Below are 24,705 nucleotides of genomic sequence, written 5' to 3' on the forward strand. Positions count from 1 at the left end.
AGTCGGTGCGCTTCGCGTGCTGTCACCGCAGCGGCAGGTTCTCTATGGTGAACACCGGGCTGGTCAGCGGGGCGCCGTAGAGGTAGGTGTCCATCTGGGAGTTGGTCACCAGCAGCCGGTCCCCGCTGACGGCGACGCCGGTGGTGGTGTCGGCGCCCGGGTAGGTATGCTCGGAGACGAGCGTGCCTTGGGTGTCGTGGTGGGACAGCCGTACGGTGGCGACTTCGTTGTCGACGGAACGGGCGATGTAGAGGGTGTCGCCGCGCATTGCGATCCCGTCGTCACTGGTCAGCGGCGGTGCGTCGATCTTGCGGTCCTCGCCGGTGGCCAGGGTCAGCCGGTAGAGGGCGCCGCTGGACCAGTAGCCGATGATCAGTGACTTGCCGTCCGGGGTGGCGACGATGCCGTTGCCGTTGGAGGTGCCGGTCACGTAGTCCGGCAGGTGGTAGGCGACCTGCAGTGTGCGGTGGTTTCCGGTGGTCTGGGCGTGGACCTCGGCGGCCGGGACGCGGTAGACCACCGCGCGCAAGGAATCGGTGATGTAGACGTCTCCGTTCGGGGCCACGGCCTCGTCGTTGACGAGGGTCTTCTCGCCGGTGTCGGGAACGGTGTAGGAGGCGACGAGCTTGCCGGTCTTGGTGTAGATGAAGAAGCGGCCGGTGAAGGCGCCGGCGACCAGGAGCCGGTCGCCGGCGATTTTGATGCCGGTGACCTGGGTGCGGCCGTCCGAGCCGGCGGGGAGGAAGGGTTCGAGAGTCTTGGCTCCCAGGCGTCCGCGGTAGACCGTGCCGTCGTCGATGCTGCCGGTGTACATGTCGTGGCTGTCGGCCGCGATGCTTTCGGGGAAGGCGTTGTGGCCGTCGATGGTGATCGTGTAAGGACCCTGTTTGTGGTGTTGGGCGGTCGCGCTCGTGGCCAGGGCCGTGGCCGGGACCGCGGTCAGGGCGACAGCCGTCGTGGCCAGGGTCACCAGTGTCTGTCGCAGCATTACCGCACCGCCTTGTCGATCGCGGTGGCCAGGGTGGTCGTGGGGCGGCCGATGAGCCGGCTCAGGTCGCCGGAGTCGCTGTACAGTTCGCCGCGGCCCAGCCCGAGATCGGCGTCGGCGAGGGCATGCGCCACCTCGGTGGGCACGCCCGCGCCGGCCAGTGCTGCCGCGAACTGCTCGGCTGGTAGATCGGTGTACGTGATCGGCCGGCCGGTGCGGTCGGCGACCGTTGCGGCGAGTTCGTCCAGGGTGAACGCTTCGTCGCCGGCGAGTTCGTACACCTTGCCGACGTGCCCTTCTGTGGTCAGCACGTGTGCGGCGGCCTCGGCGTAGTCGGCACGGGACGCCGCGCTGATCCGCCCCTGGCCCGCGGCCCCGATGAACGCGCCGTGCTCGAGTACCACGGGCAGTTGGGAGGTGTAGTTCTCCAGATACCAGCCGTTGCGCAGCATCACACTGGGGACCGCGTGCTCGCGCAGGTACTCCTCGGTCGCGCGATGCGTCTCGCCGATGATCGTGGCGGTGGTGTCGGCACGGGTCATGCTCGTGTACGCCACCAGCGAAACGCCCACGGACTGCGCGGCGTCGATGGCCCGCCGATGGTTGGCGAAGCGGTCCGCCACCGGCACCGAGGCCGAGATCAGCAGCAGCTTCTCAGCCCCCTCGAAAGCCGCCGCGAGGCTGTCCGGGTCGCCGAAGTCGGCCCGCCGGACCACCACCCCGCGATCGGCCAGGTCTTTGATCCCGGCGACATCCCGCCCGGTGGCGACGATCCGCGAGGCCGGAATCCCGCGTCGCAGCAACGCCTCCACAGCAAGCCGGCCCAACTGCCCTGTGGCCCCGGTAACGACGATGGACATGGACGAATCCTCGTTTCCGCCGCGGCCCCTCCGCGGCACACGCCCATGCTGACCTGGTGACTAACCGACGGGAAGTAGCCACTTTTCGGTAAGGTAGCCACCCGATGGAAAGAAACGAGGTGAGCCCGATGGTACCCGCCACCGCAGTGACGCAGGCAACATCGACCTGGGACCCCTACGAACGTGGTTGCCCCTCTCGCAATCTCTTGGACCGCATCGGCGACAAATGGTCCATCCTCGTCCTCGGCGAACTGGCGCAAAACGGCACCGCCCGCTTCACTCAGCTCCGCAAGCGCCTCGAAGGCGTCAGCGAGAAGATGCTCACCCAGACCCTCCGCGCCCTCGAACGCGACGGCCTGGTGCTCCGCACGGTCCACCCCGCGGTCCCGGTGCGCGTGGAGTACGAGCTGACGGCACTGGGCCAGACGCTTCGCGGGCCGCTGAAGGGCCTCACAGAATGGTCGACTGAGCACACGGCGGACGTTCTCGCCGCCCAGGAGAGCTACGACGCCCGGGATCGTACGGCGGGTGGCTGATTGAGCCGGCACGCGGTTGTCCGGTTACCCGGCGCGACCGGCGTCGCCGTCCTGCTCTTCGGACGCCCCGGTGCTGTCGGGGGCCGGGCCGGTGCGGAAGATCGCCAAGACCGACCCCAGGCTGTGGCGTGCCTACCTGCTCAAAGAGGGACTACGCCACGTCTTCAAGGTCAAAGGCGCCGCCGGACGCGCCGCGCTGGACCGCTGGCTCATCTGGGCCACCCGCTGCCGCATCCCCGCGTTCGTCGAGTTGGCCCGCACCATCAAACGCAACCGCACCGAGATCGACAACGCCCTCGACCACAACCTGTCCAACGCCCTGATCGAATCCATGAACACCAAAATCCGGCAGATCGCCCGCACCGCCTACGGCTTCACCAACCCCGAAGCCCTCATCGCACTCGCACTCCTCGCCCACGGCGGCTACCGACCCCAACTACCCGGCCGAACCACCCACACATAGGTCAGAGGCGCCACTTTTTACCCTCCTACCCGCGAAAGATCAGACGGTTCCGGTACAGGTGCCCTGCGCCTCGGCTGTCCAGGCGGCGCCCAGCGGGTAGCTCGCGATGAGGACTACGTTCGTACACCCGGTGTACCTCGCGTTGAGCGCGCGAAAGGCGGCCTGGTCGGCGCTCGTCGCGGTTGCGCCCAAACCCCAGGCCGTGGCCGTGAATGTGGTGGGTGCGGCTACTGACACGGCGGGCGCATTCGCAGACGCCGCGGATTCGGTCGCGGACGCCGTACCGCTCGCCAAGCCGACCGACAGAACACCGGCCGCGACCAATACCGCTGGACGCATTCGCATGTCGCTTCTCCATTTGCTTGATACCGGGCAGTTCGCTCGAGCACCGGATTACCTCCTTAGGATTGTCAGAGAGTCACGTTCCGAAACAATCGCCCGCAGAGCGGTGTGCGACGCCGGTGCGGTTCGAGTGTGAGGGGTGCGGCGTTCCGGTTCCCGCCTCGGGTCTGTGCCGATCCTGTCGGGAAGTTCGGCTTGCGGGTGCCCGAGCGAAAGCTGATGATCACGTGCTGGCCCGTGGCGTCGCGATGGCCCGCGCCGCCTTGCGTGGCTTGTCGATGGAGCCTGGGAAGGCCATGCCGGCGTGAGAGCTTGATGGCAGGTCGAGGCCCGGTGCTGCGGGCCGGGCCAAGCGGTCCAGCACAGCCAGGCAGTGGTTGGAACGCCCCGTGGACCGGAGTATAGGAGCTCATCGTTGTTGGCCGTGGTATCAAGTGGCCGATTGTCTGTGCGCTGGTCGCGCAGCCCCGCGAAGGCTGTCTATCGCATGGCCACTGCGATGACCAGGATGACGACCGTGTCGGTCGATCGTCTCTCGATGATGACGTTGCCGGATGACGCTCCATCCCACTGGTAGACCGCAGATCCTGCCGTGGCGGTCTTGTCCCAATCCGGACCGAGTCCCTCCACGAACGACTGGGATCGGAAAGTTCCCGACGTCACCTCAGCCGGGGTCTTCGCCGCTGGTGAAGCTGCGAGCGTCTTCAGGAAGGCTGCCATGTCTGGTGCCCCGACGGAGAAATGCAGGAGGAGGGTGTCTGGTCCGTTGAATGAGTCGTCGTCGCTGTAGTAGCGCACGTCGCTGGCCGCTGGGGGCAGTGCAAGGCCGTAGTACTGCAATGCCCCGGTCAGCGTGTTGGTTGACGAATTGGTCCAGCCTGACGAACACTCGTTGCGGTGATAGGCGTGCGGGTCGGTTCGCACGGGATCGTCCGGCCAGCATGGGGCTACTGCCTGCCTGGTGGTGTAGCCGGCTGCGCTCAGCACCATGATGACTATCAGCACCCAGAGACAGCTTCGGCGGCCCCGACGAGTTGGGGCCGGCCCTTCAAATCCTGTGCTCGGCTCGGCCATGTCCAGATACTCGCAGGGCAAGCGCCTGGAATATGTCGGCGCAGTCGTATCTTCACAAGTTCTTTCGCGGTTGGCTGTGCGGTCCGCTGGTGCGGGTTGTGAGGTGTCCTCGGGCTCGGCGGGCGGTGGCGCAGCGTGCGCGTAGCTGGTTGGCGGGGTTGCGGTAGCCGCACGCGCAGCGGGCGTCGGTCTTGATCAGCCGGTTGATCCCTTCGGAGGCGGCGTTCGTCACGCCCGTGGTGATCGCGGCAAGTATCTGGGGCCACCAGGCGGAGACGGTGTTCGCAAGCCGCTCCATCTCCGGCAGGCCGGACGCGGTGGCAGACTCGTAGAAGCGGGCGGGCAGCGCCGATATCCATGCTCGCTCGGGGTGGGTGCCGTGCAGCGCTAGCAGGTCCATCAGGTCCTCTTTGACATTCCACGCCGCCAGGATCGGTGCGCCGATCCTGGCGGGCAGCGCCTTGAGATCCTCGACCATGGGGTCAAACCGGTCCACCACGAGCGTCGCGTGCGGCAGCGATTGCCGGACTGAGGCCATGAACACGCACGCGAACGCCTTCACTAGTGCGCGCTGGCCGGGGTCGAGGGCGTCGCCAGCTTTCTGCTCGTGATCGGCCAACACCAAGTCGGTCGTTTGCCCGTCATGAGGGGCGGAGTGAGAGCTGATTGCCGGCATCGATCAAGCTCGGCGTCGCCTCCACCGAAGCCGTCGGCGGCCGCGTCCAAACCTGTTCGCGCAGGTCGTACTGCACTGGAACGATGACGTCGTGTCCGCATACCCGAAGCTGACGATCGACGACTATGAGCGGCTCGTCGCCGGCCTGCCCGGCCGGACGATCGAGGCAGTTGACTACTACGTGCTCATGGTCGGTGCGGACGGCATGGAGCCCGACGACTGGGACTTCGGCAGCTGGCACGAGCCGACCATGGGGATCGAACTGGTCACAGGTGGCGGCGGTGTCTTCTCGGCGATCTGGGGCAACGTGTTCGACTGCTACGGGCTGGAGGTGTACTCCGATCCCATGAGCGAGCACATCCGAGGTGTCGGCGAGCAGGGCGGCACAGCGCGCGTCGCGGTCGCCTCACACGCCGCGTGGGCAGGGATCATCGGTGAGCCGATCGAGACTGCGCGGATTCTTTGGTGGCAGGCCGGTCAGGGCGTCCGTCGGGATCCGCTGCCTCTGGCGGTCCACCTGGGAACTGCGGAGGGTCAGGTTTGGATCGGTGTCGGACGGTCTGAGACCCGAACGCCGGAGAGCCCGTTCTACCTGGGCACCGATGACGTTCTCGTCGTCTTTGACGCGGAGGCGGCGTCGCGTATGGGTCTCGAAGCCGCGTCAGAGGCCAACGGTCCGGCCTGAGCTCGCCGCCGAATGTGCACGGTCAAATTGACCAACCCAACGCATGGCCGTGCAGCTCGATCTTTCATCGCGCGGGTCAGGCCACCGGGCTATGCAGGGGTCGACTGCACGGGACAGCCTCAGTCCTGTGGGCGGTTCGCCGGGTGCGGCTGCGCTTGATTACAGGGCCTGTGGTGCGAGTACGGCGTCAGTCATGGTCGTGGCGAGCCAGGCTTGGTACCTGTCCCAGGTCCAGGAGCGTTCGGCGACCAGGCGGCGGGCGAGGTCGGGCGCGGTGAGCGTCCACAGGATGTCGGCCGCGTCCTCGGTGTCCAGGCCGTCGCGTAGTCCGAAGTGCTGTGCGAGGTGGCCGGCGGCGTTGGCGGTCCCGGTGGCGCGTTCGCCCTCGATGGTCTCGGCGAAGGCGCGCAGATCGGGGTCTCCGGTGGCGGCCTGCGCGAGGACCATGCTGACCAGGGGTTGTACGCGCTCATTGAGGTGGCGGGCGATCGCGGCGTAGTGGTTCAGGAACTCCCGGCCGGTCTTCGCCTGGATCATGGCCTGGAAGACGGGGCGCTGGGCCATGGGCACCGGCTCGTCATCGCCCGCCAGGGTGACGTCGTAGACCACTTTGAGCAGTGCGCTCTTACCGCCGACGGTGTTGTAGATGGTCTGCACGCTGACTCCGGCGGTCTTGGCGATCCCGTTCAGGGTCGTGCCGAGGTAGCCCTGCTCGACGAACATCCGTCCGGCGACCTCCAGGACACGGCCTCGGGTCAGGGCCATCTGCTCGGTGCGCAGCGCGGCGGAGTAGCGGCGCTTCTCCATCAGTCCTCTTCCTTGACAGTTGATTGGAATCACGTTCAAACTAATAGAGCGACGTTCCATCGTAGCTTACGGATGGGGGGCGGACGACGGCTGCCATCCAGCCGCCGTCCACGCTACGCCGCTCTACACGCCGCCCGCGGTGGCGGGCGGACCAGCCACCAGTGGAGGGAACTGAACCATGAAACTGCCCTACCGGATCGGTCTCACAGCATCCGTACTCGCGCTCGCCTCAAGCCTGGCGGCGGGCACCGCATCCGCGGCGACGGCCGCACCCGTCAAGGCCGGGGCCGCCACGGCGACCGCCGCCGCGGCGCCCGCGTTCAACGCGGCGGGCACCTGGACGCTGAATCAGAGCAACGGTTACACGGTCACGCTCACCCTGACCCAGGACTCCGCCGGCAACCTCTACGGCTACGCCGCCTCGGCGCCCGACGGCCTCAGCGGCCGCATCGAGGACGGCTCGATGGTGAACGGCACCAGCATCGTCTTCGTCATCGGCTGGAGCAGCGGAATCTGGGGCAAGTACACCGGCTCCTTGAACGCGGACCGGACGCTGTCGGGCAACACGGAGGCCATCCAGCACCCGTGGGTCCAGGCCACCTGGAACACCTTCCAGACCTTCTGACGAGCCGGCGACGCCAGCCTGAGCCGAAGCACCGCGGGGCGGTGCTTCGGCTCAGCACACGAAGTCACATGCGAGATGTCTGTCGATGCTGCGGCGAGGCTTGTTTCGCGGCTGTGATGACGGCGCTTTTCACTCGTGAGCGCGAGAAGGGCCAGATCTGCGAGCGCGAGAGGTGCCGGGCTCGGTGGTGCTCTGCCACCGCGAGGTTGAGGCACTGCCATGATCGGTAGCCGGCGTGCGTCGGTGTTAGCCGCCGGGAACCAGCGGTGATCACCTGAACGTTGACCACCTGATCCATGCTCATGATCGGCACCACGGCTCGTGCACGAGGGGAAAACTATGACAGACATGACAACGTTGGTTGACCGGGCCGCGCTCATCGAGCTCGTCGACAGCATCTTCGATACCGTCGATGCCAAGGACTGGGATGGTGCCGAAGCCCTGTTCGCCGACAAGGTCGACGTCGACTTCACCAGCCTTGCCGGCGGTGAGCCCGCGGAAATCACCAACGTGCAGCTGGTCGATGGCTGGCGCGTGGGGCTGCACGCGAAGAAGGCCAGCTTCCACACCGTCTCCCACTATCGCGTCGTCGTGACTGGCGATGAGGCATTGGTCAAGGTCAAGGGCTACGCCTACAACGTCCTGGACGCCTCGCTCGGCGGCGAGATGTGGGAGGTCTGGGGCCGCTATGAGATCCCGGCACGTCGCACTGCCGAGGGCTGGAAGGCGACCGGACTTACATTCGTCGCGCTGCACACCCGCGGCGACGACGCAGTGCGGACTCACGTGCTTGAGGCGTAGCGGAGAGCTCACCATCGCGGGGGAGTGGGTGGCCCTGGGCTGAACCGATCGAGGCCACCCAGCCGGGTGTCAGTACAGCAAGATGTACGGTCGTGTTTCGGTGAGCTCTTGGGAGGACGCGTTCTGAGCATCGCCGGACGGCTGCCGTGTCGAAGTCACTTTCGATGGTGAGTACGTCGGCGAGCCACTGACCGGCAGCCATCTCGCGGACGCGTTCGGCGAGCGTGTTGTGTGCCGTGTCCAGCGACCGTAGTGCCAGGCCGTCGGCCAATTCCCAGCGGCCCAGGCTCGGCGCGCACCAGCCTGCGGCGCTCAGCGCTGCGGCGCTGGCCGGGCCTTCGTGGCGGTCCATCCTGGCGAGGTCGAGCGTCAGCATCAGGACTCGGCGTGCCCCCGCCTCAGTGCGGGCGAACGTGGCGAGGTAGTTCCGGACCACAGAGTCTTCGCCGATGCGGCGCAGTACCGTCGCGGACCGTGGGTGGCCATCGACGAGGTGTGGCCTGGGGTGTCGCTGAAGACAATTCGGTCAGTTGTTGTGCGGTCTTCGTCAGGAGGAGGGGGACCTCTTAAGGCATCAATGAAAGTTCATGCAGGGTGGTGATGGAGCGGGGCGGGAAGCGCAAATCACTCGGACGGCCGAAGGGCTGGACTGGTAGCTGAAGCGCTTCTGGGTGGCCGTCTACTGGAGGTCTGTTTGCCCTGGTGGACGTGGCACGACGAGCGGGAGCATCAGCACGGATCCGGGCGCTGACCAAGGCGCGGGAAGCCACGTTGGCCGACTACTACCAGGCGCAAGGGGAGATAGAGCGGATACATGTCGCCGCCGAGGCGTCAGCGGCACCGTTCGAGGCTGCTGTTCGCGAAGCCGTGCTCCTCGTGGACCGTCTGGGAGAGACCCGCGCCGGTATTGCCGGACTGACCGGGCTTTCGCTGCTTCACGTGCGGGACTATCTCTCCGAGGCGACTGCGTAGCTGGGCTGGTGGGCGTTGTGCGCCGTGGGGTCCTTACCGAGTGATGAACTATGCGGGTCGTGCAGGGCATGTCGCCCGGCGGCGTGTTTGGCTGAACCCATGACGGACACGGACGGCTGGCGGTTTGACGGGCTTCGGGCGCTGTTCATCAACTGCACCCTCAAGAAGTCGCCGCAGACCAGCAACACGCAGGGGCTGATCGACATCAGTCGAGCCATCATGGACAAGCACGGTGTGCGGTCGTCGGTGCTGCGGGCCGTCGATCACGACATCGCCACCGGGGTGTGGCCGGACATGACCGAACACGGGTGGGCCTCGGATGCCTGGCCCGGCATCCATGAGCAGGTGATGGCCGCCGACATCCTGGTGCTGGCAGGGCCGATCTGGCTGGGGGACAACAGCTCGGTGATGAAGCGCGTCATCGAACGGCTGTACGCGAACTCCAGCGTTTTGAACTCTGCCGGGCAGTACGCCTACTACGGCCGGGTGGGCGGCTGCCTGATCACCGGCAACGAGGACGGCGTGAAGCACTGCGCGATGAACATCCTCTACAGCCTGCAGCACCTGGGCTACACGATCCCGCCGCAGGCCGACTCCGGCTGGATCGGCGAGGCCGGTCCCGGGCCGTCGTACCTGGACCCGGAGTCCGGCGGTCTGGAGAACGACTTCACCAACCGGAACACGACGTTCATGACCTGGAACCTGATGCACCTGGCGAAGCTGCTGAAGGAGGCCGGCGGGATCCCGGCGCACGGCAACCAGCGCTCGGAGTGGGATGCCGGCTGCCGGTTCGACTTCGAGAACCCCGATTACCGGTGAACGCTGCGCACTGAGGTCGGGCCGGCGACGCGGTCGGGCTGCCGGAGTCCTTCGAAAACGATCAAGGGCTCGGGATCGCGTGGCGGCGGAGGAACTGGTGTCAGCGGTGGTGAGCCGTCTTGCTGGCGCGGGCCGTGTGTCGGCACCATCGAGCGGTGGCAGAGTGAGGCAGGCGGCCGGGGCGTTGGTTGCAACGCCGCGGCCGCCCTGGTCAGCGGTGACTACTTGCTATAGGCCTCGATCTCCTGCAGTCCGACGTTGCTGCCGGAGCCGCCGGTGACTTGGAACTTCAGCGAGGTGATGCCGGTCTTGGGCGTGAAGCTGACCGTGTGCGGGTCTCCGTCGTTCGGGATGTCGTTGACGGTGACGGTGCTGCCGTCGCTGAAGGTCAGCGTTCCGCCGGGGGCCCAGTCGGTGCTGTTGCTCCGGTCGGACAAGGTGATGCTGCCGATGGTCTGGGGTGTGCTCCAGTTCAGCTGGATCCAGGGGTTCAGCTCGCCCTTGGACACCCATTCGGTGGTGCCGTCGCCGTCGATCGCGTTGCCGGCCGGGTAGCGGGAGTCGTACACCGACGATGCTGTGGCCGTGGCGTTCAGCGCGAGGTCCGGGTACGGCGACACCGCGGAGACCGAGGCCAGCACTCGGTATTCGCGTGGTGCCCCCTTGTACGTGGTTTGAGCGGTGAAGGTGCTGGAGCTGCCCGCGCTCTCGCCGGCCGGCGGGGTGAGGGTCCACAGGGTGCTGACGGTTCGCCCGGGCGGCACGGTTTTGAAGGTGGCCGGGGTCGTGGCGGTCGCTTTCCAGCCGGTCGGGGCGTCGAAGACCGTGGCCACGCCGGTCTGCGCACCTGCGCTCCTGTTGGTGTAGCTGGTGGTGACCTTCACCGTGGCGCCGGCGGTGACGGTCGCGGGTGCCGAGATGGTGGCCGGCGCGGTGACCTTCTCGGGCGTGCCGAGAGTCAGGAACCTCACCTTGGACGTGCCGCTGCCGGTTCCGGTCAGGGTGATGTCCTGGGTTCCGGCGACGTAGGACGCGGAGCCGCTGACCGTGGCGGCACCGAGCTTGTGCCAGGTGCTGTCGTAGACGGTGGCGGACCCGGTCCCGTCGGCGACCAGGTAGCCGCCGGAGGGCACGGTGGCCGTGTAGGTCACGGTGGACCCGTTGAGCGCGACGACGACCTTGTTGACCGCGCCGCCGGAGGCCTGGAGCTGGAACTGCAACGGCTGGGCGGCGTGCGTGTTCGTGTACGACCACGTGTTCGCCGCGCCGTTGTTGCTCGCGCTCAGCGCCGACGGGTACTGGACGTTGTACAGGTTCCAGGACTTGCCGGGCGCCGTGTTGACCAGGTGCCAGTAGGAGTTGAGGTCCTTCATCTCGGCCTGCTGGGCCGGGGTGAAAGCGCCGGCGTTGCGCGCGGTCTCCCACTGGTTCCAGGTGCCCATGATCTGGTTGGCGTCGCCGGCGTCGTTCAGCTCCCCGACGCTGGTCTCCAGGCCCGCCCCTGCGTTGTAGGCGGCCATTTTCGACAGCTGCCATTCCTGGTACTGCATCGTGTCCCCGGCGCCGAAGCCGAGCCAGCCGAGCATCGCCGGCATGTAGTTCCGCTGGTAGTACGGCTGCAAGGAGATGGGGAGGTTGTCGGGGTCGGTGTTCAGGCTGTGCTCGCCCCAGCTGACGCGTCCCTGGGCGTCCCAGGTGTTGGGCAGCAGGTTGCTGGCCTCGGTCACGGTGTCCGGGACCGAGCTCTCACCCTTGTAGACGCCGTTGATCAGGTTTGCGGTGCCCAGCAGGCCGTACCCGGCCAGTGAGCCGTCCTCCAGGCCGTCGAACGACAGGGCCTTGATGCCGGGGATGTCGAGTACCTGGGACAGGCGTGAGGCGATCTGCGGGATCTCGCTGATGCCGCCGGTGAACATGCCGTAGGCGTACTGCTGGATCCGTGAGGCCTGGCTTCCCGCGGAGTGGGCCGCGGCGGTGGTGCCGTAGGCTCCGCGGCTGTTGACTGTCACCTTCCATTCGGTGCCGGACACCTGCGACACCGAGCTGTAGGTGACCAGTTCGCCGCCGATCCGCAGGATGCTGCCCGCGTCGCCGGCGAACATGGCGTTGTCGTCGACGTAGAGGGTGGTGTCGGTGGCGCCGGCGGGCCGGGTGAGGGCTGCCGAGCCGGTGGTGGCCAGCCCGCTGTCGGCGTTCGGCCGCACGTAGGAATCGCTGGTGTCGACCAGGTTCGACAGGGTGTGCACACCCACGTTGATCCCGTAACGAGCAGCTGTGGCGGCCAGGCCGGCCGCGCCGGTGTCGGATCCGCCGAAGGACCCGTCGAACTGGTAGTGCCCGGCCGACTGCCAGGGGCCGTCCACACCGGGCAGGGAGTAGATGTACTTCATCCCGGCTTCGCGCGCGTACCAGCTGGCCTGTGCGGCGTTGCCGGTGTTGAGATCGGACAGGACGAGCCAGGACTGCGAAGCGCCCTGGGACTCCTTGCCCCACTGTCCGTCGATCATCGGATGCGGCAGGTTCTCACCGGTCTCGATGCCCGACAGGGTCGGCAGGACATTGTCCGGGGTGGTGCCGAACAAGGCTATCTTCGAGCCCTGGATGCGGCCGTCCGGACCGGTCAGCGGCGGCACCGCGACGTTGGGCTCGTGAGTGTCTCCCCAGCCGACATAACGGTTACGGGTCTTGCTGTAGTCGTAGGTGTAGGCCTGCAGGAAACTGCCCCACGGCGTCTGGTGGGCGGCGAACCACCCGAACGGCCAGTTCGAGATCTCGGGGCTGACGTCGGTGAAGGTCTGGCTGTCGAGCTCGTCCGGCCAGCCGCCGACGGTCTTGTCATTGAGCTCGTGGATGCCGATGGCGAAGGTGTCGTCGTGGACGACGCCGACGGTCTCACCGACCGTCTGCGTGATGGTGGTGGTTATAGGCCCCCACAGCAGGGTCTGCACATCCACGCCGGACGGCGCGGAGACGCTGGTCGCCTCCAGGGTGGCATAGCCGGCTTTCGAGACCGCGTGGACGCCGACTTTCACCCCTTTGCCGCCGAAGGTGAAGGTGTAGGTCGACGATGCGGCGTCGAAAGTCAGCTTGGTGGGAGCCTGTTTCGATCCGTCGACCATGAGCTGGATCAGCGGCTCGGGGTTGGCGGAACTGGCGTAGTCCCTGCGGTTGGCCGTGTCGGTCAGATGGGTCACCGTGCCGGTCGAGTTCAGCGCGATGTCCAGTGATCCGGCGTGCAGGGTGAACGAACAGGAAGTGGCGGCGCGTGCCGTTGTGGCCGCCACTGTTCCACAGGCCAGGACGATTGCCGAGGCCACGGCTATGTGCCTCGGCCACCGCCATCGTGTGGTTCTCATAGTGCTCTCCTTACTCTCGCGGCCGGTATCTCCGGCGGCGAAAACTGGATTGCGCGGTGAGCGGTCCGGACCGGTCAGTCGGCGGTCTCCCAGCCGATGCCGGGCGCGCTCGGGGCCCTCACCAGTCCGTCTGGGCCGACCAGCGGCTCGCGGACGACCGGGTTGGTATAGACGAGGGACTCGTAGTAGGTGGTGTTCGGTATGGCCATGCACAGGTGGGCTGATGCCAGGCCCGAGCCGTGGACCTCTGCGCGCAGCTGGAAGCTGTCGGCGAGGTGGGCGATGCGCATGGCGCCGGTGATGCCGCCCTTGAACTTGTCACTGGTGCGGACGTGGGTGGCGGTGCCGGCGGCGATGAAGTCTGCGACGTTCCAGTGCGCGCCGTCGGAGGTCTCCGCGACCAGCAGCGGGATGTCGACGCGTTCGGCCAGGCGCCGATAGGCGGTGATGCTGAACTCGCGCATCGGCTCCTCGTACCAGAGGTATCCGGCCTCTGACAGGGCCCGGCCGAGATAGACGGCGTCGGCGAGGTCGAACCCGGCCGAACCGTCGTACATCAGCGGCACGGCGTCGCCGACGTGGGCGCGCAGCTTCTGGCACAGCTCGGCGTCGCGGCGGGCGTCGCCCCAGGCGTGCAGCTTGACCGCCGGGTAGCCGAGGGCCAGGCACTGGTCGGCGACGTCCAGGAACTCCTCGACGGATCCGAAGGTGACGGTGCTCGCGCAGGCCGGGATCGCGTCGCGGAACGTGCCGAGGAGTTGGTGCACGGGTAGTCCGGCGTGTTTGCCGGCCAGGTCCCACAGCGCGGTGTCGACCAGGCCCAGGGTGTAGACCGGGAACTCCTCGATGCGGTCGAGCTCCCACATCCGCTGCCACAGCGCCTCCCGGGCCAGCGGGTCGCGGCCGGCCAGGTCGGCGCGGATTCGGCGCTGGACCAGGTCGGCGACGATGACGCCGCGTGGCGTGCGGGATTCGCCGACCAGGCCGGTATCGGTGTGGATCCGCAGCACGCCGCCGATCCCGGCCGGCTCCGAGCCCGGCAACCCGGCCCGCCACTGGAAGGACGGCATCGCGGGAGTGTCGACGAGTTCGACGGTGACGTCGGTGATGTGCATGGGGACCGGGGCCTTTCGGGATTGCGGGACGGCGGGCCCGGAAGGGGCGGGCCGGGAAGGGTCAGAAGCCGGCGTCCTCGATGAGGCGCCGCTGGATCGCGGTCTGGATCTGCCGGGCGGTGACGTCGATGTGCTCGGCCATCAGCCGCTGCGCCAGCTCGACCTCGCCTGAGGCGATCGCCTCGGCGATGGCGATGTGCTGCTGCGCGGCGACTTCCAGCGAACCGGCGGGGTTGTCGGCCAGCCCGATGGTGGACACCTGTTGCTGGACGCGGCGGATCGAGTTGACGGTGCCGGAGTAGAACATGTTGGCCGACGCCTGCCCGACGCGGTCGTGGAAGTCGTTGTCGGCGGCGATGAAATCGCGCAGGACACCGGTGGCCGCGGCGTCGGCCGTCGACGCGGCGGCCTGCCGGATCGCCCTCACCTGCCCCGGGGTGGCGCGTTGTGCCGCCAGCCCGGTCGCGGCGGTCTCCACATCGCGCCGGAACTCCAGCAGTTCGTCGACCTGCCGCAGATCGGCCGGCAGGAACTGCGCGAACGCGTCCTGGAACAGCCCGCCGCGGGGCTCGGCGACGAACATGCCGCGTCCCTTCTGCACCGACAGGCGGCCCACCGCCGACAGGACCTTCACGGCCTCCCGGACCACGGTGCGGCTCAACCCGAGGGTCTCGGCCAGGGCCTTCTCGGTCGGCAGCCGGGAGCCGGGGCTGAGTTCCTCGCGGACGATGTACTCCAGGATCTGCTCGGCAGCGAGCTCGTAGCCGGGGCGGTAGCTCGCGGCCGGGTCTGCGGCTTGCGGGTCGGGGCCGGTCAAGGTTCACCTCGTCTGGGTCGAATGTTTCGCATCAATCTCTTCTGCTGTTGGCTGTTATAGCAGAACTAAGGTCTTGACGCGAGAGGCTTCGTGGGTCAAACTCAAGGCCACTCCAGCAGGATCGATCCGTGAGTCCTCTGTTGAGCTCAGATAGATGCGAAGTATTGGCGATCTCCGTCCTCCACCGCCGACCCTCGGGCGGCGCCCCTCAAAGGATCACCATCATGTTCAGACGCTCGCGTCGAATCGCATATCTCGCCGTGGCGGCCGCGGCCGCCCTCGGGCTGACCGCCGGGTGTGCCGCCGGAGGGAGCTCGTCCGGATCCTCCGGCGGCGCTTCGTCCGGCAAGGGCGAGGTGACGCTGACGTTCCTCACCTTCGAGACGCCGAACCTGACCGCCGCGTACTGGGACGCGGCGATCGCGCGGACCAGCGCGCAGGTTCCGGGTGTGAAGATCAAGAAGCTGGTGTCGCCGACCGCCGACCGGGCCTCGTACGCCAAGCAGCTGCTGGCCTCGGGCCAGCTGCCGGACATCATGATCGGGATATCCCCGACCGACTTCGTGAAGGCCGGGGCACTGGCCCCGTTCTCCGCCGACCAGCTGGGCAGCTTCCTGTACCCCGACGCCGGCGCGATCGACGGCAAGACATACCAGCTGCCCTGGGCTACCCAGGCCCAGCCGATGGTGTACTACAACAAGGACGACTTCACCAAGGCCGGCATCGCCGCTGCGCCGACCACGTGGTCGGACTTCCTGGCCGACTGCGGCAAGCTCAAGGCCGTCGGCATCACGCCGATCGAGATCGGCGGCGGCGGCACCGACACCTGGGCCGACGCGTTCCCCCTGGTCGCCGCCGTCAGCGCCGATCTGTATCCGTCGGACCCGACCTTCCTGGCAGATCTGGCCTCGGGCAAGGCGTCCTTCACCGATCCGCGCTTCGTCGCCGCCGCGCAGAAGGTCGCCACCCTCGCCTCCGACGGCTATCTGGACAAGGCGGGGCTCAGCCGCAGCTACGCCAATACCGAGCAGGCCTTCCGCGACAACAAGGCCGCGATGTACCCGATGGGTACGTGGTTCCCGGCCTCGGCGGACACCAAGGCTCCGTCCTTCGGGCTCGGGGTGTTCTCCTGGCCCACCGACAGCGGACAGACGGTGCTGCCGATCACCACCGGCGGCGGCGCGATCGTCAGCAGCAAGGCCCCATCCGTGGCGCTGGCCCAGAAGTGGGCGCTGGCGTTCAACACCGACAAGACCAACCTGGACGCCGAGGCCAAGGCCGACGGTGAGTTCATGGCGGTCAAGGGCTACACGCCGCCCTCCGACCTGGGCGCCAACTACCTGGCCAGCTACCAGCTGTTCCAAAAGGCCGCGGCGAACAACCAGACCGTCGAGGCCTTCAGCACCGAGACCGGGACCGGGGCCCTGCCCTCCGGCGTCGTCTCCGACATGCAGAAGGCCATCGCCGACCTGATCAACGGCAGCAAGTCCCCCGCGCAGTTCGCCCAGGCCCTCCAGGACTCGTACAAGAAGAACAGCAACGGCGGCTGACCTCTGGTCAGCACCCCTGAGCCGGTGTGGCGCTACGTGAGGGCGCGCCACACCACCTCCTTGCGGAACACCGTTCGCCGACGAGTAAGGAAGACCCGTGTTAAGAGCAGTCGGGATGACATCGAGGGGAAAGCGGCTACGGACCGGAGGGTTCTGGTTCGGCTTCGCCGGTCCCGGAGTTCTCCTCTACCTCGTATTCGTAGCCGTGCCGGCTGTCATGGCGCTCCTGCAGAGCTTCACCAACAAGAACGTGTTCAACCCGCCCACCCGGTGGATCGGGCTGGCCAACTACCGGAACCTGTTCGGCGACCCGGCGTTCCAGCACGCGCTGACCAACACCTTGACGCTGGCCGTGCTGACCATCGTCATCCCCAACGCGCTCGGGCTGGTCCTGGCGATGATGATCGACCGGTCCGGCCGCTTCTACCGGGCTCTGCGCAGCGTGTTCTTCGTGCCGGTCATCCTGTCCGGCGTCGTGGTCAGCGTCATCTGGCAGTCGATACTGGCCGACGGCGGCATCCTGGACACGGTGCTGAAGCACGTCGGCGTGGGCAATCCGCCGGGCTGGCTCACCGACCGCCACCTCGCGCTGTACAGCGTGGCGACGGTCAGCATCTGGCAGAGCCTCGGCTTCTGCATCGTGGTGTACCTGGCCGGCCTTCAGACCATCCCGACCGAACTCAGCGAGGCCTCCGCCCTGGACGGCGCGTCGGCCTGGCAGCGGTTCCGCACCGTCACCTGGCCGCTGCTCGCGCCGGCGACGACCATCAACACCGTCATGCTGCTGATCGGCGCGTTCAAGACCTACGACCAGGTCCAGGTGATCACCAACGGCGGTCCGGGGACGGACGCGACCACGACCCTGGCCTACAACATCGTCACCGTCGGATTCATCGACAACCGAGCCGGCTACGCCTCCACCTACGCGGTGGTCATGCTCGTGCTGACCGCCGCGGTGTCGGCCCTCACCCTTCGGCTGCTCCAGCGGCGGGAGGTGTTCTGATGGCCGTCCGCATATCGCCTAAGGAAGCTCTCATCGGCACTCACCCGGAATCCAGTTCTGAGGACTCATCGCCCGCCGGCGTCGATCCGGTCCGTCGCCGGCATCTTCGCCGCTGGTCCGACGACCGGATCCCGTGGCTGCGTCCGGTGCTCGCGCTGCTGGTCGCAACGGTCTATGCCACCCCGCTGTACCTCGTCGTGGCCAACGTTCTCAAGCCCTCATCGCAGATCACCGCCGCACCGTGGACGCTGCCGCTGCATCCCACGCTGGCGAACCTTCGCCAAGTGCTCAGCGGCCCGGACCACCTGTTCTGGAGCGGCCTGCTCAACAGCATCCAGATCACGGTGACCTCCATGGTCGCCATCACGGTCGTCTCGGCCATGCTCGGCTACGCGATCGCCCGGTCCCGGAGGGCCGGAGCCAGAGTGCTGCTGGTCTTCCTCCTGGCCGGCCTGATGGTGCCGGGAGTGGTGATCCTCAACCCGCTGGTCCAGATCCTGCGCGACCTCGGCCTGATGAACACGCTGCCCGGGCTGATCCTGTGCAACATGGGCTACTACGTCCCCTTCGGGGTGTTCCTGTTCGCCGGCTTCATCCGCACCATCCCGATCGAACTCGAGGAGGCGGCCGCGATCGACGGCGCGAGCCGGATGCGGATCTTCTGGCGCGTGGTGTTCCCTCTGCTGCGTCCGGCCACCGCCAGTGTGCTGATCTTCCTGGGCGTCTACCTGTGGAGCGACTTCCTGACGCCGCTGATCGTCCTCGGGCCGGCAAACGGCACCACGGTCACTGTCGGGGTCTACCGGGCGGTCGGGATGCACTCCGCGGACTACGGGCAGTTGTTCGCATTCATGCTGCTGGCCTCGCTGCCGGTCCTCCTGCTGTTCCTTGCCTTCCAACGGCATTTTGTCAAGGGTCTGACCAGTGGAGCAGCGAAATGACCGGGGTCGGCACGCCGGACCTGAGACTGGGCGTGGTGGGCCTGGGCATGCGCTCGGACCTGGCCGAACTCGCCCATCGGCCGGGCGCCGGATCACGCGTCACAGTGGTCTGCGATCGCGACCCGCGCCGGCTGGCCGGGGCTCGGGACCGCTTCGGTCCCGACATCGTGGCGACCGACGACCATCGTGCCCTGACAGGACTGGACCTGGACGCCGTCTTCGTCCTGAGCCCGGATCACACCCACGAGCAGATCGGCGTCGACCTGCTCGGCGCAGGCCTTCCGATATTCGTGGAGAAACCGCTCGCCATCACCACCGAGGGCTGCGACCGGCTGCTGTCGGCGGCGCGCGCCTCGGGGGCCGGACTGTATGTGGGGCACAACATGCGTCACATGCCGGTGATCACCGCCATGCGCGACCTGATTGTCTCCGGTGCGATCGGCGAGGTGAAGGCGATCTGGTGCCGCCACTTCGTCGGCAACGGCGGTGACTTCTACTTCAAGGACTGGCACGCGGACCGTCGCAACACCACCGGGCTGCTGCTCCAGAAGGGTGCGCACGACCTGGACGTCATCCACTGGCTGGCCGGCGGCTACACCCGGCGAGTGACAGGGATGGGCGGACTGGTCGTCTACGGCCGGATCAGCGACCGCCGCGTGCCCGGCGGCGAGTTGATGATCGAGTGGCTGGACCCGGAGAACAACTGGCCGCCGCTGAGCCAGACCGGCCTGAACCCGGTCGTGGACGTCGAGGACCTGTCCATGGTGCACATGCAGCTCGACAACGGCGTCTATGCCAGCTACGAGCAATGCCACTTCACTCCCGACTACTGGCGCAACTACACAGTTATCGGTACGGGGGGGCGGCTGGAGAACTTCGGCGACGGCGGCGACGGCACCGTCGTGAAGGTGTGGAACCGGCGCGGTGACTACCGCCCGGAGGCCGACCTGGTCATCCCGATCAAGACACCCGAGGGAACGCACGGGGGAGCGGACCCGCTGCTGGTCGAGGAGTTCCTGGGCTTCGTCCGCGACGGCCGAAGGACGCTCACCTCACCGGTCGCGGCCCGCGAAGCCGTCGCGACCGGATACGCCGCGACGGTGTCGCTGCGCGACGGCAGCCGTCCGGTGGACATCGCACCCGTCCCGGACGACCTCGCCGAGTACTTCGCCGCCGGACAGAGGAAGGACATCGATCGCTGATGCGCGGATACGGCATGGTCATCGGGATCCGCCCCGAAAAGCTCAACGAATACAAGGCGCTCGACGCCGACGCCTGGCCGGGTGCCGTCCATCCCGACAGTGCGGATGCAGTCGCCGCGCGGGTTCGGCGGACGCGGCCGTCACGTCCGCCGAACCCCTACAGTGCTCAGACGGCCTTGCCGTGCACCGCGGTGACGATCTCACCGTCCACAGTCGGAGTGATCGCCTTCTCCCCGCCGAACAGCGTCACAGCAGTGAGCGAGTACGCCCAGCCGGCCAGGAGGGACCGGGTCGGCCCGGACAACGTGCCGGGAGCGGTGATCAGCAGTGGTATGCCGGCGTTGGCGGCGAACGCGCCGCCGGTGAGTGCGTCCGGGAATGCCATGCCGCTGGCGACGCCCACTGATGTGGGGACGTGGCCGGACACCCGTGCCACCATGCTCGCGACGCCCGCGCCGGTGGTGTAGCGGTCCGCGCCGCCCAGTCGGGTGACGGTCTTGCCGGCGGTGGGCAGCGCGTCGATTGCGGTGATGGCCTGGTCGCCCACTGCCTCGATGGCGTTGTGGGTCTGGATGAAGCGCGCGGTGTCGGGGTCCAGCGTGTTGTCGTCGGACAGCACGATCGGCGAGCCTTCGACGGCGCCCAGGGGACCGGCGGCCAGCGCGTCGGGGAAGTTGCGGCCGGTGGCGACGATGACGTGCGGTGTCGGCCCGAAGGACTGCGCGATCTTCAGTGCCGTGGCGAAGCGGTTGTCCCCGGCATAGCGCACGACGGTGTAGCCGGCTTTGCGCAGGCCGGACTCCACCGCGGGCGACACGGCGGACGCGCCGCCGAGGATGTAGACGGTCTTGCCCGAGTGCGGCCCGCCGAGGACGCGGTCGATCTCGGCGCGGGTCGCCGGGTCGAGGGCGGTGGGATCGGTGAGCAGCAGCGGCCCGTGCACGCGCGCGGCGAGCGGGACGCCGGCCAGCGCGTCCGGTGCGGCGTCGCCGCGGGCCAGGACCACGGCGTTCGCCGCACCGTCGTGCCACTGCGCCTGGGAGAGCTCGCGGCCGGTCGCGTATCGGTCGGTTCCACCGATGCGACGCACGGCGGCTCCAGTGCCGGCCGACGGGGGCGGCGGCGGGGGAGAGGTCTGCGAAAGGTGCGGCCCGACCCATACGTAGGCGATGACCTCGTCCCAGTTGTTCGCCGAGTCCATGACCATGAGGTCCAGAAGACGGGGGCCGCCCTGGCTCTTCTCGTCGAACCAGATGGTGCCGGTCGGGCTGGATCCGTACTGCTGGTGGCTGGAGTCGCCGTACACGCCGATGGTGTAGCTGGCTACCGGGGCGACGTGGCTGGTGGAGCTGCTCAGGTTCACCTGGAACCCGTCGTCGAGGCCGCCGTAGATGCTCGGCCTGGTCGTGGTCGTGATCTGGACCCCGACGGTGGGGCCGCCCTGGAACTCGCGCGCGCCGCGGTCGCCGTAGCTCACCGGGCCGGTGCCGCTGTTGGGGACGTCGGGGTCGTCGAAGCGCGCGACCGAGGACTGCCAGCCGGGGGCCGAGGAGTCGGCCGAGTCGATCGCGGGCGAGGTCGGGCGCAGCTGCGCGTCGCCGAGCTCGAACTGCGGATCGGCGTTGATGTCGGCGGTGCCCTGTCCGGTGTGGGAGAGCAGGGACGCCGCGTCCGGGTAGGTGGTCCCGGCCCAGCGGTAGGCGGCGTCCGTCGAGACCAGCGTTCCGCCGAGGTCGGTCACGGCGAGTACGCGCGGTCCGTCCGGGGCGTTCGGAGATTCGCCGCCGCCGTCGGAGTCCACGACGGGGGCGTACACGATGTTGTGGTGGATCGAGGTGCCGGTGGTCGAGGTCGCGTCCACGTCCACGAGCGGGCTGGCCGCCGGGACGTTCAGGTGGATGTCGCGGTTCGTGTAGACGATGTCGTCGGCGACGGTGAGGCCGGTCGAACCGCCGGAGGCGATGATGCCGTGCCCGCCGTGCTCGATGGTGTCGGAGGTGATCGTGTCCCCGGTGGATCCGGTGACCGCCACGCCGGTCCCGGTGGGTCCGGCGAGGATGAAGTCGTCGGCCATGGTCGTGCCGACGGACCCGTTCTGCAACGACACCGCGGTGAACCCGAAGGCGGCGTTGCCGATGGTGTCGCCGACCAGGCTCGTGCCGGACGTCTTGGCCCCGGACACCACGACCGCGGCGCCGTTGCCGACGGCGCCGAGGGTGCTGGACGTGACGCTGGTGTCCGTGCTGTCCGTGACGGTGAGCCCGGGCCCGCCGTCGAGCGTGGACCCGGTGACCGAGACGCCCTGCGACCCGGAGACCGTGAGCCCTGTCGGGTTGCCGGCGGGCGCCTGTGACAGGTCGATCAGGGAGTTGAAATGAACCGCGCTGGAGTTGTTCACGACGACCTGGCCGCCGCCGATGCGCAGCCCGGTGACGGCGACGTCGTGCACCCCGGAGATGGTCAGCGCCGGCTTCCCGTTCTGTCCGATCAGGGTCCCGTTGCCCGCGATGGCGAAGGGCATCGAAGGCGTGCCAGAGCGGGTGATGGACACGCTCTCCTGGTGGACGCCCTCGACATCGATCCAGACGCCGGGCACCAGCGAAGGCGAGGCGAGCGCCGCGGCCACGGTGCAGAACGGCTGGGCGGGCGTGCCCGGGTTGGAGTCGTTGCAGGCCATCCCCGGCGAGTTGTCCACGTAGAGCGTCGTGGGCGTGTCGGCGTGAGCGGTCGCGGCGGAGGCCAGTCCGGCTGCCGAGACGAGCGTGGACAGGGCTAAGGCGGTTGTTCGGCGTGCCTGGGACATGGGTTCCCCCCCATTGTCGGTTGTCAGAGTGCGATAGCGCCGAATCGTAGTCCTGCCGATCTTCTGTCGGCTACGTGGTCTGACTCGTTTCGACGAGGCTTGCGCGGTGGCCGGTTCGGACGCCTCGCCCGCGTGGGTTAGACCGCCCGGTCGAACGGCACCGCCCGCCAGGTGTCGGTAACCCCGTCGGACGCCGCACGCTGGTTCAGGAACATCCGGGAGTCGTCGGCGTGCGGAGGCGGACGGTGGGCGAATCGGCAGCTGCCGCGGCGACGCCGGGCAGACCTACGATCACGCTGGCAAGTACGCGGCCGGGGTGTTGACGGTCCGCTGGAACGCGGCGGTCATTCTTCCGAGCGTGTTCGAGGTGCAGGTGCGCGATGGCGCGTCGGCGGTCACCGCCGTGGCGGTCGGTAGCGAGCGTGTCCTTGAGATCTCCTGGGCGGTGACAGAGCCGCCGGAGCTGACCTCTGTGCAGCCGGTCCTGCGCTGGGACGGCACCGAACTCGCGCTGGACCCGCTCGCGCCGACTCCGAACGCGGCCTCGGTCCGGCTGCCCGGGGAGGTGCCGGATACCGCCACCCTCGCACTGCGCGGACTGGCCGGCGTCGCCACCGGCCCGACCGGCAGCACCGTCGCGCTACTCACCACCGCACCCACCGGCCTCGCGGTCGACTACGACGGCACTGACCTTCCCGCCCGTGCACATCGCGAGCTACCAGAACGCCACGTCGAGCGCCCGGGTGATCCGCAACGCGCGCCTGCTGGGCGAGGGCTGGCCGGCCACCGCACCGGCCTTCGTGTACCAGACCCCGGAGATCGGCCATCCCGAGCCGATCGTGCCGTTCATCGACATCACCAGAGCGATCCCGATCGGCGTGCGGTACGCGTGCACCCTCGCGAACGGCGTCCCGCCGGTCTCCGCGCTGCTGACGAGGACCCGGCGAGCCAGGGCGCGGCCCTGGCGTTCCGGGTGAGCCTCCACTCCTCGCTGGACCCGGTCCTGCAACGCCCGGTGCTGCAACTCAGGCAGCTGACTTCACCGTTGGTCGAGTGACCACCGATCGCCTCCTGCCGTTCGACCCGCCTCAGACCGTGTGGGGGACTGTCACGAGCCTGATTTGCAACCTCGAGCGATCGCTGCCTGGGGATCCACGGCCACGTAGAGATCGTTTGTTCCGCCGTCACCGCAACTGACGATCGACGTCTGAGGGGTGGTGAACGAGACGGTCGCCGCGCCCTGCCCGATCGATGCGACCGGTCGGAACAAGAACCAGTTCGCCTGGCTCTGCGGACTGTCCAGGGCAGGTGACCCAGGCGTGACCTGTTCGGGGATGACCAGCCATGACTGCCAGCTGTCCGTGGCGCCGGGGCTGAGGCTGCTCCATTTCACATTCGCCCAGGTGCTGCCGTCGCCGTCGGATGCCTGGTCGCACTGGGGGCCGGAAGAGGTGTATGTCGTCGCCCAGTACATGGGCACCGCGCCCGCGGCGGTATCCGGCATCACGTCCTGCTCCGACGCGGACAACAACTCTCCGGTGGACACCTGAAACGCCTGCCCGCTGAACACCTCGGACATCGCGCTGAGCAAGTTCACGGTCATCGGGACGGGGCTTGCGGACTGCAAGGAGGCATCGAGCTTCACCGGTATGGCGACCGATCGTGCCAGCGTTGAACCGCCGTTGGTCAGCTCCGTTCCGCATGCTTGGACGGCCGGGTCTTGGACGGTGCTCGCCGCAGCGGGGGACCCCAGTGTCAGGCTCAGGGAGACCCTGTCACCGGCCGTGTCGCTCAGAGCTGCTTCGGCCGAGGAGCCCGCCGCCGTCGTTGCCGCCGCCGTCGTTGTCGAGGTGGACGACATTGCCGGGATGTCCACGGTTGTCGTCTGGGCTTGGGTGACCTGGGTGTCCGTCGATGAAACAGGCGGCGGTCCCGGGTTGGCAGCGGAGCCGGTGCTGCCGGCGCAGCCGCCGCACGCGGCCATGACCACCACGGCTGAGGCGATCAGTCCTCGACTTTGTCTACCGGTTTGTCCATGGCCGAACAAGTCCATCCTGAAGCCTCCGCATCGCGTTTTCTGGCGGATCGTAATGAAGCGGTGGCCTGTCGTGCAGCGAAAAGGAAACTTTGCAGCGTCTGTTCGGGGTTATTACCGACGTCGTTCTGATCCCGAGAGTGCGGCATTGATTGATGGCCTCAAGTGCCTGGCGGTTACGGTCGATTCAGATAGCTCGCAGGGTGCGTTCATCAAGGTCGGAAGCATGTCTATG

At 67.9% G+C, this 24,705-nt stretch carries 22 protein-coding genes and 1 pseudogene; 12 read left to right on the forward strand and 11 right to left on the reverse strand.

What is annotated here, in order from left to right; genetic code table 11:
- Window positions 1–22: 22 nt before the first annotated feature.
- Together ABIA35_RS12315 and ABIA35_RS12320 are read right to left on the reverse strand one after the other, a co-directional pair.
- Window positions 23–988 (reverse strand): SMP-30/gluconolactonase/LRE family protein, encoded by a 966-nt coding sequence (locus ABIA35_RS12315; protein ID WP_370357926.1) that lies wholly within the window; start codon window positions 986–988, stop codon window positions 23–25.
- Window positions 988–1,848, reverse strand: coding sequence for an SDR family oxidoreductase (locus tag ABIA35_RS12320; protein WP_370357927.1), 861 nt, complete (start codon window positions 1,846–1,848; stop codon window positions 988–990). Before ABIA35_RS12320 ends, ABIA35_RS12315 begins: the two co-directional genes overlap by 1 nt.
- Window positions 1,849–1,952: 104 nt before the next feature.
- Here ABIA35_RS12320 and ABIA35_RS12325 point away from each other — a divergent pair, with 104 nt between their 5' ends.
- Complete coding sequence (locus ABIA35_RS12325; RefSeq protein ID WP_370357928.1) at window positions 1,953–2,384, forward strand: winged helix-turn-helix transcriptional regulator; 432 nt, start codon at window positions 1,953–1,955, stop codon at window positions 2,382–2,384.
- Between the two features lie 100 nt (window positions 2,385–2,484).
- Window positions 2,485–2,847, forward strand: a pseudogene (locus tag ABIA35_RS12330) (transposase); the annotation flags it as partial.
- Between the two features lie 822 nt (window positions 2,848–3,669).
- Here ABIA35_RS12330 and ABIA35_RS12335 read toward each other — a convergent pair.
- Window positions 3,670–4,194, reverse strand: a complete 525-nt coding sequence (locus ABIA35_RS12335) for a hypothetical protein (RefSeq protein ID WP_370357929.1) — start codon at window positions 4,192–4,194, stop codon at window positions 3,670–3,672.
- Window positions 4,195–4,315: 121 nt separating this feature from the next.
- Complete coding sequence (locus ABIA35_RS12340; RefSeq protein ID WP_370357930.1) at window positions 4,316–4,882, reverse strand: transposase; 567 nt, start codon at window positions 4,880–4,882, stop codon at window positions 4,316–4,318.
- Window positions 4,883–5,030: 148 nt separating this feature from the next.
- On the opposite strand from ABIA35_RS12340, the gene ABIA35_RS12345 reads away from it, so the two are divergent.
- A complete protein-coding gene (locus ABIA35_RS12345; protein WP_370357931.1) occupies window positions 5,031–5,624 on the forward strand; it encodes a hypothetical protein in 594 nt (197 codons plus the stop codon).
- A 159-nt stretch (window positions 5,625–5,783) separates the two neighbouring features.
- Here the strand turns inward: ABIA35_RS12345 and ABIA35_RS12350 are convergent, their stop codons facing one another.
- Window positions 5,784–6,431 carry a TetR/AcrR family transcriptional regulator gene (locus tag ABIA35_RS12350; protein ID WP_370357932.1) on the reverse strand — a complete coding sequence of 216 codons (648 nt, stop codon included), beginning with the start codon at window positions 6,429–6,431 and terminating at the stop codon, window positions 5,784–5,786.
- Between the two features lie 178 nt (window positions 6,432–6,609).
- Here ABIA35_RS12350 and ABIA35_RS12355 point away from each other — a divergent pair, with 178 nt between their 5' ends.
- From ABIA35_RS12355 to ABIA35_RS12370, 4 genes are all read left to right on the forward strand, one after another.
- Window positions 6,610–7,056 carry a hypothetical protein gene (locus ABIA35_RS12355; RefSeq protein ID WP_370334618.1) on the forward strand — a complete coding sequence of 149 codons (447 nt, stop codon included), beginning with the start codon at window positions 6,610–6,612 and terminating at the stop codon, window positions 7,054–7,056.
- A gap of 339 nt (window positions 7,057–7,395) precedes the next feature.
- Window positions 7,396–7,857 (forward strand): nuclear transport factor 2 family protein, encoded by a 462-nt coding sequence (locus ABIA35_RS12360; RefSeq protein ID WP_370357933.1) that lies wholly within the window; start codon window positions 7,396–7,398, stop codon window positions 7,855–7,857.
- Window positions 7,858–8,628: 771 nt separating this feature from the next.
- Window positions 8,629–8,829, forward strand: coding sequence for a hypothetical protein (locus ABIA35_RS12365; protein WP_370357935.1), 201 nt, complete (start codon window positions 8,629–8,631; stop codon window positions 8,827–8,829).
- 99 nt (window positions 8,830–8,928) lie between these two features.
- Window positions 8,929–9,648 carry a flavodoxin family protein gene (locus ABIA35_RS12370; RefSeq protein WP_370357936.1) on the forward strand — a complete coding sequence of 240 codons (720 nt, stop codon included), beginning with the start codon at window positions 8,929–8,931 and terminating at the stop codon, window positions 9,646–9,648.
- Window positions 9,649–9,869: 221 nt separating this feature from the next.
- Here ABIA35_RS12370 and ABIA35_RS12375 read toward each other — a convergent pair whose 3' ends face one another.
- The 3 genes from ABIA35_RS12375 to ABIA35_RS12385 form a co-directional block, all read right to left on the reverse strand.
- On the reverse strand, window positions 9,870–13,004 hold the full coding sequence (locus tag ABIA35_RS12375; RefSeq protein WP_370357937.1) for a discoidin domain-containing protein: 3,135 nt from the start codon (window positions 13,002–13,004) through the stop codon (window positions 9,870–9,872).
- A 74-nt stretch (window positions 13,005–13,078) separates the two neighbouring features.
- On the reverse strand, window positions 13,079–14,119 hold the full coding sequence (locus tag ABIA35_RS12380; RefSeq protein ID WP_370357938.1) for an enolase C-terminal domain-like protein: 1,041 nt from the start codon (window positions 14,117–14,119) through the stop codon (window positions 13,079–13,081).
- Window positions 14,120–14,180: 61 nt separating this feature from the next.
- Window positions 14,181–14,936, reverse strand: a complete 756-nt coding sequence (locus ABIA35_RS12385) for a FadR/GntR family transcriptional regulator (protein ID WP_370357939.1) — start codon at window positions 14,934–14,936, stop codon at window positions 14,181–14,183.
- Window positions 14,937–15,160: 224 nt separating this feature from the next.
- On the opposite strand from ABIA35_RS12385, the gene ABIA35_RS12390 reads away from it, so the two are divergent.
- The 4 genes from ABIA35_RS12390 to ABIA35_RS12405 all read left to right on the forward strand — a co-directional run bounded on the left by ABIA35_RS12390 (window position 15,161) and on the right by ABIA35_RS12405 (window position 19,632).
- Window positions 15,161–16,486 carry an extracellular solute-binding protein gene (locus ABIA35_RS12390; protein WP_370357941.1) on the forward strand — a complete coding sequence of 442 codons (1,326 nt, stop codon included), beginning with the start codon at window positions 15,161–15,163 and terminating at the stop codon, window positions 16,484–16,486.
- Window positions 16,487–16,601: 115 nt separating this feature from the next.
- Window positions 16,602–17,489, forward strand: a complete 888-nt coding sequence (locus ABIA35_RS12395; RefSeq protein ID WP_370357943.1) for a carbohydrate ABC transporter permease — start codon at window positions 16,602–16,604, stop codon at window positions 17,487–17,489.
- Window positions 17,489–18,430, forward strand: a complete 942-nt coding sequence (locus ABIA35_RS12400) for a carbohydrate ABC transporter permease (RefSeq protein WP_370357945.1) — start codon at window positions 17,489–17,491, stop codon at window positions 18,428–18,430. Before ABIA35_RS12395 ends, ABIA35_RS12400 begins: the two co-directional genes overlap by 1 nt.
- Window positions 18,427–19,632, forward strand: coding sequence for a Gfo/Idh/MocA family protein (locus tag ABIA35_RS12405; protein WP_370357946.1), 1,206 nt, complete (start codon window positions 18,427–18,429; stop codon window positions 19,630–19,632). Before ABIA35_RS12400 ends, ABIA35_RS12405 begins: the two co-directional genes overlap by 4 nt.
- A gap of 166 nt (window positions 19,633–19,798) precedes the next feature.
- On the opposite strand, the gene ABIA35_RS12410 is transcribed toward ABIA35_RS12405, so the two are convergent.
- Both ABIA35_RS12410 and ABIA35_RS12415 read right to left on the reverse strand, forming a co-directional pair.
- Window positions 19,799–22,435 (reverse strand): cell wall-binding repeat-containing protein, encoded by a 2,637-nt coding sequence (locus tag ABIA35_RS12410; protein WP_370357947.1) that lies wholly within the window; start codon window positions 22,433–22,435, stop codon window positions 19,799–19,801.
- Window positions 22,436–22,726: 291 nt separating this feature from the next.
- Window positions 22,727–23,083, reverse strand: a complete 357-nt coding sequence (locus ABIA35_RS12415) for a hypothetical protein (protein ID WP_370357948.1) — start codon at window positions 23,081–23,083, stop codon at window positions 22,727–22,729.
- 53 nt (window positions 23,084–23,136) lie between these two features.
- Between ABIA35_RS12415 and ABIA35_RS12420 the strand changes: the two genes are divergently transcribed.
- Window positions 23,137–23,412 (forward strand): hypothetical protein, encoded by a 276-nt coding sequence (locus ABIA35_RS12420; RefSeq protein ID WP_370357949.1) that lies wholly within the window; start codon window positions 23,137–23,139, stop codon window positions 23,410–23,412.
- 131 nt (window positions 23,413–23,543) lie between these two features.
- On the opposite strand, the gene ABIA35_RS12425 is transcribed toward ABIA35_RS12420, so the two are convergent.
- Window positions 23,544–24,488 (reverse strand): hypothetical protein, encoded by a 945-nt coding sequence (locus ABIA35_RS12425; protein WP_370357950.1) that lies wholly within the window; start codon window positions 24,486–24,488, stop codon window positions 23,544–23,546.
- Between the last annotated feature and the right edge of the window lie 217 nt (window positions 24,489–24,705).

This window comes from Catenulispora sp. MAP12-49, from assembly GCF_041262705.1.
Taxonomy (GTDB): domain Bacteria; phylum Actinomycetota; class Actinomycetes; order Streptomycetales; family Catenulisporaceae; genus Catenulispora.